This is a genomic window from Flavobacterium collinsii (genome assembly GCF_902804485.1).
Classification (GTDB): Bacteria; Bacteroidota; Bacteroidia; order Flavobacteriales; family Flavobacteriaceae; genus Flavobacterium; species Flavobacterium collinsii.
The window spans coordinates 1-10,662 of record NZ_CADCST010000156.1; the positions used below are offsets into that span (position 1 = coordinate 1).

At 32.3% G+C, this 10,662-nt stretch carries 6 protein-coding genes; 2 read left to right on the forward strand and 4 right to left on the reverse strand.

What is annotated here, in order from left to right:
- Positions 1-115 precede the first annotated feature (115 nt).
- On the reverse strand, positions 116-2,512 hold the full coding sequence (locus FLA105534_RS22600; protein WP_173968340.1) for a TonB-dependent receptor: 2,397 nt from the start codon (positions 2,510-2,512) through the stop codon (positions 116-118).
- A gap of 594 nt (positions 2,513-3,106) precedes the next feature.
- Entirely contained in the window at positions 3,107-3,583 is a 477-nt protein-coding gene (locus FLA105534_RS22605; protein WP_173968341.1) for a hypothetical protein, read from the reverse strand.
- Between the two features lie 582 nt (positions 3,584-4,165).
- Here FLA105534_RS22605 and FLA105534_RS24065 point away from each other — a divergent pair.
- Positions 4,166-4,408 (forward strand): SymE family type I addiction module toxin, encoded by a 243-nt coding sequence (locus tag FLA105534_RS24065; protein ID WP_394368058.1) that lies wholly within the window; start codon positions 4,166-4,168, stop codon positions 4,406-4,408.
- Positions 4,409-4,909: 501 nt separating this feature from the next.
- On the opposite strand, the gene FLA105534_RS22615 is transcribed toward FLA105534_RS24065, so the two are convergent.
- The gene (locus FLA105534_RS22615) at positions 4,910-5,740 is read right to left on the reverse strand and encodes a M57 family metalloprotease (RefSeq protein ID WP_173968343.1); all 831 of its coding nucleotides are present in this window, start codon (positions 5,738-5,740) and stop codon (positions 4,910-4,912) included.
- Between the two features lie 568 nt (positions 5,741-6,308).
- On the opposite strand from FLA105534_RS22615, the gene FLA105534_RS22620 reads away from it, so the two are divergent.
- Positions 6,309-9,023 carry a S8 family serine peptidase gene (locus FLA105534_RS22620; protein ID WP_173968344.1) on the forward strand — a complete coding sequence of 905 codons (2,715 nt, stop codon included), beginning with the start codon at positions 6,309-6,311 and terminating at the stop codon, positions 9,021-9,023.
- A 75-nt stretch (positions 9,024-9,098) separates the two neighbouring features.
- Here FLA105534_RS22620 and FLA105534_RS22625 read toward each other — a convergent pair whose 3' ends face one another.
- Entirely contained in the window at positions 9,099-10,121 is a 1,023-nt protein-coding gene (locus FLA105534_RS22625) for an META domain-containing protein (RefSeq protein WP_173968345.1), read from the reverse strand.
- Positions 10,122-10,662 lie beyond the last annotated feature (541 nt).

The following is a 10,662-nucleotide window of genomic DNA, read 5'->3' on the forward strand; positions in this document are numbered from 1 at the left end:
TGAAAACACCTAATTTTGTATATCAAAAAACCAGCAAAGAGAACTTTACTGGTTTTAATTAATATTGTAAAACTTGTCAACCTATTTTAGGACTAGTCACACTATTCTAAAAAAACTAGAATTTATAAGTTAAACTACCCATAACGGTACGTGGAGCCTGGACATTTATTGTCGTATAACCATTAAAATACAATTGGTCTGTTAAGTTATTTACTTTTAAAGACACTCTGTATTTCGGCTGATCGTAGTACAAAGCAGTATTAACCACAGCATATGACGGAAGCTCAAAAGTTTGACCAGGTCCGTTATTGTAAATGTAGGTAGCGTCTCCGTAATTCCCTCCAAATCCTAAACCTAATCCTTTCAATTTTGTTTTTTGAAGATTATAACTAAACCAGTAGTTGATTAAATTTTCAGGTCCTGCAGTTACAGGTCTTAAATCATTTAATTTAGAGTTATTATTAGAGTACCCCACAAGAAGGTTCAATCCCGGAATTGGGTTAGCTGTTAGCTCTACTTCAAAACCTTTACTATATTGTGTTCCGTTTTGTATGCTCGCATTTGGAAGATTCGGATCTGCAATTACAATATTGTCAACTTTGATATCATAATAACTAAAAGTTGCGCTTACTTTATTCTGGAAAGCATTCACTTTCACACCAACTTCAAGCTGATTTGCTTTTTCAGGATCAAACTGTTTCATTTCAAGCTTCCCGCCAACATTAGCATTTAAGAATCCTTTATTGGTAAAACTATTTTGGTAATTTCCAAAAACAGATACCTGATCTTTTACGATTTGATACACAGCACCAAATTTTGGTGAGAAAGCATTTTGAGAAAAATTGTCCGCTTTTGTATTTGAAGCAGGATCAAATGATCCTTTATTTTGAAAATGATCAAAACGTACCGCAGCTGAAAGAATTAATCTTTCTGTAATGTTGATTGCATCTGCTACATAAACACTATATGTTGCTATAGAACTATTAGTGGTATAAGGAGGATTCCCTTTTCCGGTAAGTGCATCCTTTACATTTGTTGGGTTAAAGTCGTAATAATTAGTCACCGCTCCTGTATACTTTATGGTATCAAATGCCGCATAACCCGGTAAACTTTGGTACACTAATTTATTGGAACCGTAATAGATATCACCACCTACCAAGAAGCGGTTTCTCATTGATCCAATTTTAAAATCACCATTAAAGTTTTGTTGGAATTCGATCGCATTATCTTTTCCATTTGCATCCCAGGCGTTTCTTGAAAATTCCTGATCTTTCAAAAGGTAAAACCATGTCTGTAAACCACTTGCTTTATTAGAACTGCTGCTGAATACGGTTTGAGAAGTCCATTCTTCTGAAATTTGATAAAGAGCCTGCGCAAAAACGTTTAATGTTTTGGTGTTGGTCATAAATTCATCTCCTAAAAATGATCTTTTGAAATTAACATCCAAATTCTTAGCATTATTAACCCCTAAGTCAGCTATAGAAACTCCAAAAGGAAGATAAATTAAAGGCATACCTGAGTTGTCCTGATTTCCAATTTCGGCATCGATAGAGATGGTAAGTTTATCGTTTACTTTATAAGCAAAAGACGGCGCTACGAAGAAACTCTTTGAGTAACCGAAATCCTGAAAAGTATTCGCATTTCCAAAAGCAGCATTCAATCTAAACAATGCTGTATGGTCATCATTAATTGGAGTATTGATATCGGCCGTTAAACGGTTAAAACCATAACTTCCGTTTTGATATGAAATTTCTCCACCAAAATTATCATAAGGTTTTTTAGTTACACGGTTGATTAATCCACCGTAAGAAGAAACCACATTTCCAAAAAGTGTAGCTGATGGTCCTTTTATCACTTCGATTCTTTCTAAGTTTACCGCATCAGTGTTACTGTTTACTTTTCCGGCAAGACCATTTCTCACTAAACTCTGAGTAGTAAATCCACGTAAGGAATACCATGAAGCTCCGTCACCGGCACGATTGGTAGCTGCCCATAATTGATATAAACCCGGTACATTTTTTAATGCTTCATCCTGATTGGTTACCAACTGATCTTTGATCAACTCTTTAGTAACGACATTATATACTTGTGAATTTTCAAGGTTTTTAATCGTCATTCTCGATACATACTGACTTTCTGATTTAGTATACTTATTAGCATTCCCTTTTACAAATACTTCCGTAAGTGCCTCAGAAGTGGTAAGCAGTGTGAAATTTTCGACAAGATCACTTCCTGCTGAAACTGCAACATTTTTTTCTTTAGATGAAAACCCAATTACCGAAACCTTCAGAATATAATTTCCGGGTCTGATGTTCTTGATCTCATAATTTCCCTGAGCATCAGTAGTAGTTCCAATCTTTGTTCCTTTAAGAGTTACAGAAATATTATCCGCTGCTTCATCATTAGATAATGAAACCGTTCCTTTTATTGTACCAGTCTGTGCAAACGATGCAGAAGCCGTAAGCAGCATCATCAAACAGCCCAAAAGTGGCAATAGTACTTTTACTTTCATGTTATTTAGAATTATTTTTAATAGTGCAAATGTATTATTTGTATCAAATCAAACCAAATTATTTTGAATTATTCTAGATAACAACCCTGTTTTGATACTTTTAAGTACTATTTTTCATTCTTTTAGTAGAAAAAAAGCAATATTCATTTTTTATATTAAAATTAACCCGTTGGGTGTAATTGTTTTTAACACATAGTAACATGGAGATGGCAAGCACGATCTCTGCACTAGAACGAACATCTGATATATTATCTGTTTGTCACATTAAAACGTACTCTTTTTATAGGGAATCACGCTCTAAATGTCTTCACAAACCCCGACCTAAAGTTACTCCCTCTAATTCGCCTTTGTGGCAATTGGCTACAAGAAGCCAGATTCATAATCGATCAGCATTTGACCATTACCAAAATGAAAAATATGCTAATAACAAAACCAATAAAAGAAGTATAAAACTCATTAAAAAAAGTAATACAACCTTTTATATACAACAAAACCCACTAAAATTTTAGCGGGTTTTATGTTTAGTTATATGTAAACTTTTTTCACTACAAGACAAGGGAGGAATAAAAGCTAAAATCGTTATACTATAAAAGTTTATTTTACCTTGTCAATTCTTACATCTTCTGGACCTCCATAATATGCAGCATCCGCTCCTCTACCGCTTTTACTTCTTTCTGTTTGCAATTTTAAAGTAAAAGAAATTTGTAATTTTTCACTGCTCTTTATTTTATTACCTTCATTGTCATAAAAAATTACGTCCTGCATCGTAAAAGTTTCCGGAGTGTAAAATTCATTTTTTCCTTCGCCGTCCTCTATCGGAAAATGACCAATTATTACTCCTTTTCCGTTAGGTTGTTCATAAAATTTGATATAAGGAGTTGTTTTTATACTTGTTTTTATATCACTATCAATAAAAGGATATCCAACTATACTAAATCGTTTTCCGTTATTCTCTTCTATTTTATTTAAATCTTCATATTCCTTGGTTGTTACAAGTTTGCCTATTTCGTTATTTGAATTACCACAGGAAAACATTGCTAAAGCCAATGCTGCAATTAGATTTTTTCTCATTGTTTAATATTTATTGTTTATTATTAGGTTTTCTATTTTATTTTCTTTGCGCCACACGAAAGGATTCGTGCGGGAGCGGGCTAAAATTTTTCTATTTCTTTGTTCCTAACTAATTTTGACATGCAACATACCTGAACTTGATGACAGCAAATTTTTTATTGGTTATGTTTAGTTCATTTATACATCTCTTTATCCTCCTACTAAAACATTTACAAAAAATATTTGACGAATTTCAAAGAGTCCCAAAAAATTGAATCTCAAAAGTAGTTGATTTTTCTCTCAATTAAAAAAATGATTACAACGCTTTTTTTCTTTTTTCGCTGCAAAACACAAAAATACTTTTAGTACTTTTACCCCGACTTACATTTTACGAAGGCGAGTTTACTCGCTATGACCATTGCGGGCTTTTTTATGCCCGTACATGTCACTATACGCGGTTTCAGTACCCCCGTGTGGTGCGTTAATGCGCCCACTGCCTTCGTAAAGGTGTAAGTCAACGGGAAAGGCTGAAACCGTATTTTTTTTTAGCCACTAAAAAACTTTCTGAAAATGACTTACACAGAAAAAACAAACAACTCGGAGATGGTAAGCACGATCTCTGCACTAGAACGGACATCTGATATATTATCTGTTCGTCACATTAAAACGTACTCTTTTCATAGGGAATCACGCTCTAAATGTCTTCACAAACCCCGACCTAAGGTACTCCCACTAATTCGTCTTTGTGGCAATTGGTTACAAGAAGCGGGATTCATAATCGATCAAGATTTAACCATTACCGTAATGAAAGATATGCTCGTTATCAGACCAACAAAAGAAGTGTAAAATTGATAAAAAAGTCATCAAATATTTATTCTACAAAAAAGAGGAAGTCTCAGTACAATGAAACTTCCTCTTTTTGTTTTTTAGTTAACAGAAAACATTGAAAAATAAACCTTTTTAATATTAAAAATTTAGTACTGCTTTTTATGATAAAATAGATTTTTATAATTCTTTGGATTTTTCAACAACGATGTCTTCAACACTATCATCATGATTAGGCATCACTCCTAATTCTTTTAATTTTGTAACTTCACTTCTTACTTCCATTATTTACATTGAATTAATGTTGTTTCTCCTTTTTTAACTTACCATTATTTTCATAAAACTCCATTAGTTTTTCGAATGAGTTGTTATATTTATTACCTGCAATATTCTTGCATGAAACTAATTCTAAAATTATTAATTTAAAAGACCAAACGATTTATAACAAACTATAAAAAAGAGGCTGTTTCAAATAATGAAACAGCCTCTTATATTTTGTAAAGAGAGCCCCTAATTTAAATTTTAATATAAATAATTAAGAGCTGTAACATCGTTAGCATTGAAAGCTCCAGTTTCACTTGAACTGAAACATGCTCTCATATAAGATGTTGAATCATATCCTGTAGGTGTTCCTGGGATATGAATTGCCCCAACACCAGCTGCTCCTTCGTTTGAATTTTGTCCACAGCTTTGACGGCTGAAATAATCTGTGTGGCGTAAACCAATACAGTGGCCAATTTCGTGTGCAGCTACGTGTGCATTTACATTAACTGAATATGTATCTAATCCAGAATACAATGTAACGGAATTAAAAGGATTCCCTCCCGAAGGGAAACCTGCTACTCCACCGGCACCTCCGGTTTGTCTTTTTACAACTATATTTGCACCTGTAGTACTTGAACTAAAAGTTAGTGTAAAGTTAATAGACAAACCTAAATTATTGTATCTATTTACTGCAGCTTGTAATCCAGCTTTCATATTTGCGCTTAAAGCTGTTGTTCCAGTCCCGGATAATCCAACAATTTTAATAGTTTTTGGAGTAGATACTAAATTAGTAGTGCGGTATTGTTCTGTAGTAATACCACCGTGAATATTCATTTTATTTAATTGCTCCTCAGTCATGATAATGTCACCTTCTATCAGGAAAGCATCCTCAGTGGTACCATCTAACTTCGTGTTTTTAATCACTTGAACATCATTATTATTTAGTGCAAGTGCACTAATTTTATTCAACACATCTTGTGTTACTTTAAGAGATCCTTCTTTTGGTTGATCCGCTTGATCATCTTTATTGCAAGACAACACCATTAGTGCCACAAATGACAAGGCTAAAATTGATTTCATTTTTTTCATAAACAGGTTTTTTTTGGTTGTTAAAAAAGTTTGGTAAACGGGGATCTTTACAAAATATTAATAATACTTATCTCCAAACTTAACTATTTTTTTATATTAAAATACTTATAAAACAGTTATTTAACAATTTTAACATTTTTTGTTAAATAATTACTTTGTGATTTTTTAATCCTAATTATCTGATTATTACGCTAAGCCCAGTAAAATCAATAATTAAATACAAATCAGATTGTTATCTATAAAAATATGATTTCAATATTCAACTTATGTTGCTTTTACTAAAAAATGATTCCACAATTTGATACCTCATTTAAAATATAAAAAGTATGCTGAAATTAAAATCACAGATGCAATATATTTTGAAGGTGCTGCATGAAATAAAAACTCGTACTTTTTTTACAAATAATTTAATAACTTTGATTACCTACAATGGATAAATATTTCACTTATAAATCATTAAACATAAATGTATAACTGGTTTTATCTAAATTTAGAAGTGATAAACCATTGTAAGATTCATTTTATGCCATTGGAATCAATGTTTATAACTGCCCTAACCTCTTAGTAAATGAAGACACAAATTACTTTCCTCCTCTATATGATCACGACAATTAGTCTCGCGCAAAGCCCAGGAAAATGGGAGCATTACATAAAAAAGGAAAATGAAAGCAAATTTGAAAAATACTATTTTACATCTTTAGAAAATGCACACCACCACAACTACAATATTGTTAAAAAACTTGACAGTACTTTTTGTATTGTGGAAAATAAAAATTTAAAATCGAATCGGACTTTAAACAAAATTATCCCAGTAAATAATTTATGGAAACTACCTTCTGATTTTTCGAATCACACAGAAAGTAAACAGTATATAATTGCAACAGACTCAATCAAAACCTTACTTACTGACTTAAAATCAATTAATATTTCTACTATCAAAATACTGGATAATCACCTTGTAGTCATAAAAAGTGATTCAAAAAAAATTATTGATACCATTATATCTTTGAGCAGCGTAACTTCAGTTTCGCAGGAATCACTGCAACCAAAAGCTGAGTCTAAAATAATAGATCAAAATTTTAGTATCAACTCTATAAATAAAGCTAATATAAATTTTCCTCTTCTAACTGGTGAAAATGAAATTGTCGCGATCAAAGATGATTTTTTTGATGTAAATGATATTGATTTATTAAATAAAAACATTCCTTCCTCAATACAATCCACTATTGTATCAAACCATGCAACAGCAATGGCGACTATAGCTTCGGGATTAGGAAACAGTTCTTCATTAGGAAAAGGTGTTGCTCCAAAATCTAAGATACAATCATCTAATTTTTCGAATATCTTTCCCGATGAAATAGCCAATTTACAAGGTGCTACCACTCAAAATCATTCTTATGGTACAGTGATTGAGAATTTTTATGGTTCACTCGCCAATGCTTATGACGCTCAACTATTCTCAAACCCTAATTTGACACACTGTTTTTCCTCGGGAAACATTGGCCTTCAGGGTTATAAATCGATTACCGGTAATTTCAAGCAATCAAAAAATAGCATCGTACTGGGGTGTATTGACCAAAACGGAATAATTATGCCCTTTTCTTCAAAAGGTCCGGCCTATGATGGTCGAATAAAACCAGAGTTAGTAGCTTATAGCACACAAGGAACTTCAAATTCTACAGCATTGGCTACAGGAATTATCACTCTTATGAAACAACATTATAAAACGATACACAATATCCCTTTGACTAATACCCAGACAAAAGCAATTTTGATTAATAGTGCAAAAGATTTAGGTAATCCAGGTCCCGATTTTACCTATGGTTATGGCAACATCAATGCCGATAAAAGTTTAAAAACAATCAGCGAAAATAGAATTTTATCCGGTACCTTGACGTCCGGCCAAACAACTTCACACCTTATTGCTCTTCCGGAAAATGCAAAAAACTTAAAAATCACATTAGTCTGGAACGATTTGCCTGCTGCAATCAATAGTAATATCAGTTTGGTAAACGATTTAGACCTCGAAGTTGTTTCAGCCGACAAAACCACTATTCTACCCTGGATTCTTAATCCTGACGCTCCACAACTGCAAGCCGCAAGAGGAAAAGACAAAATAAATACCATAGAGCAAGTGACTATTGAAAACCCCGCATCCGGATCTTATACTGTTAATATTATTGGTTCATATGTTTCAAATACTTCACAAGAATACAGCATCGCTTACGAATATGAACTACAAAATCGATTTGAATGGAATTACCCTGTTCATAATGATAATTTCCCCTATGATGGTAAGATTATTTCTCCTTTTAAGTGGAATTCGTCATTTTCCGGTAGTCCTGGACAATTGTCTATAAGCTACAATAATGGGCAAAACTGGGAAATTATTGCAAATGATATAAATCTAAACAGTGAACAATTCACTTATATCCCAAAAGAGCAAAAATTTTCAAAAGCAAAATTAAAAATGACCATTGATAACACCGATTATATCTCTGATAGTTTTACGATTTCTTATGATTTAAATATTCGTGCCAGCTTAGTTTGTGATGGTACAACCGAAATTAACTGGGACAAACCTGCTGATGTTTCATCCTTTAATATTTATCAGCTCAAGGAAGATCATTTAGAATTTAAAGAACAAACAACAAACAACACTTACACTTATACTGATGGGAAAATTTATACCGTTGTTCCTGTATTTAACAATAACGAAGGAATAAAAAGTGAGTCGACATTACAGTATGCGCAAAACTCAAATTGCTATTTCGAGTTTGCTTTAGCAGAAGTTTATCAAGAAGATAAAATAAAAATTAACACCAGTCTTTTCAGCTTATACAATATCAAAAGAATCGAGTTGGTAAAAATGATCAACAATACCGAAGCTGTTATTAGTACAACAAACGATATCAATTCAAAAACGCTCTCATTTTTAGATCTAACTCCTGTAAAGGGCCGTAATAAATATAAGATAAACATTCTTTTAAAAAACAATACCGTAATAAGTTCTCTAATTGTGGATGCCAATTATTTAGGAGATGATTTGTTTCTGGTTCACCCCACGCTACTAAGCAAAAATGAAGACTTAAATATTGAAGCCAAAAAAGAGGGAAACGCCATTTTCTATTTGTACAATGTCAGTGGACAAAATACTAATACTTTTTCGTTACTTTCGAAAACCAATAACATTACTCTGAAAAATATTGCCTCCGGAATTTATTTCTATAAAATAATTACCAGTTCAGGCGAAATACAATCGGGAAAAATTGCAGTTTTTTAGGCTATTATACCTCTATATACTAAAAAGCCTGACGATCTTCGTCAGGCTTTTTAGTTCTTATATGCAGTGAAAATTTTATTTTGTAATTCCAAACATCATTACAAGTTTGTCATTAAGATAAAAATTCAGAGTCTGATCTGCTACGTCAAAACGCAGGTCTTTATTGTTTAGATAAGATACTATTTTTTGCTCCGTTTTATTAGCTTCTTCACCAATACATGCCATTGCAGTAGTTCTTACATTATTAAAAACAACACGATCAGCTTTACTTTCATAAGTACCTCCAAAATTGTTGCAACCTGTATTACCACTCACTGTTTTTTTTGTTGTATCAAATTTAATAAAAGCACGACCATAATCCTGTCCCACATTTTCAAGCATAATTAACTTCCAGTTGTTCTTACCAATATAACTCCACAGCTCATTTTGAGTTGGTATTGCAAACTCCAAAATAGTCTTGTTCTGTAAATTTTTAAACTGTACCTTATTCTTTTTCTTTACAATTTTAAATTTCTTATCCTTTATAGCTTCACTAAATTCATGCTCTAATTTCATACTCTTCTCATCACAAGCCATTAAAGTCCCAAAAGGAGCATCGGTTTTGATCTGATTTTTTGCAGCAAGCTTTATATATTTTACATTAAAGTTATTACAGCCATTTTTACCACTGATTGTACCTGCTTCTTTGTTTATGGTAATAAATGCTTTACCATTATTTATCTTTTTCCCATTCAACTGGGTCAGGATCATTTTTGTATTATAAATCCCTTTCTCTTCTTTTACTGCCGTTTTCGAAATAATACTTTTCAGTTTGTATTCGTATAAAGAAGCATCGGCAGGAACAACACCCTGTCTTTTTGTTCTGGTCACCATAATCTCATATCGATTTCCTTGTTCAAAATTGAAACCGTCAATATGATTATAAAAAAACTGCCAGTCTTTGTCATTGTCATACTTTACCTGTAAACATTCCATTGGAGCAACACCCTGACATGGAACTTTATTCTCTCTTACAAATATTCTTAAATTCTCCTGACCATATGTAATTGATGATAATAACACGATCATAAAAACATACATACCTTTAAATCTTCTCATTCTTTTTAAATTTTGTAATACTTCATTAAGTATTCTGATTATACTATATTTCCTTCGTTAGCATTAACTGTGCCATTTGAACAATGGAGTCTGTTTTTAACTTTTTTTTATACCTCCGGTTAAGCCTTATTTTACGGGAGTTTTTATCTGTTACATCCTTCTTTTCAAAGCTATGTTATTAGTAACTATACTACAAACCGACTAGTTACCCCCATACTCCGGCTTTCGTCTATTAGCTAAAAATGTACAACCACTCAACCTATCATAAATTCTCTGCCACTGCCACTAATCACAGCCTTTTGGCTCAGATCATTTTTTTATACACTATAAAAAATAGGTTTTGTCAAAATACTATGGTTTACTCCTTCTTTTTTTAGCAGCTAATTGACATATTTGATTTAAAAATAATCGATCCGGAATACTTTTAAACGCATTTTTGAATCGCAAAATTTCCAAATAGCAAATTCTGCATTAAAATTACTTTTTTTTTAATGCTAATAAACTGACAATCAACCTCTATTTTTATAAGAAGTATAAAAAG

Bases quoted from the DNA above. Each gene is read 5' to 3' on its own strand.
- FLA105534_RS24065 (WP_394368058.1), top strand. From the start codon at position 4,166: ATGGTAAGCACGATCTCTGCACTAGAACGGACATCTGATATATTATCT.
- FLA105534_RS22620 (WP_173968344.1), top strand. From the start codon at position 6,309: ATGAAGACACAAATTACTTTCCTCCTCTATATGATCACGACAATTAGT.
- FLA105534_RS22605 (WP_173968341.1), bottom strand. From the start codon at position 3,583: ATGAGAAAAAATCTAATTGCAGCATTGGCTTTAGCAATGTTTTCCTGT.
- FLA105534_RS22600 (WP_173968340.1), bottom strand. From the start codon at position 2,512: ATGAAAGTAAAAGTACTATTGCCACTTTTGGGCTGTTTGATGATGCTG.
- FLA105534_RS22615 (WP_173968343.1), bottom strand. From the start codon at position 5,740: ATGAAAAAAATGAAATCAATTTTAGCCTTGTCATTTGTGGCACTAATG.
- FLA105534_RS22625 (WP_173968345.1), bottom strand. From the start codon at position 10,121: ATGAGAAGATTTAAAGGTATGTATGTTTTTATGATCGTGTTATTATCA.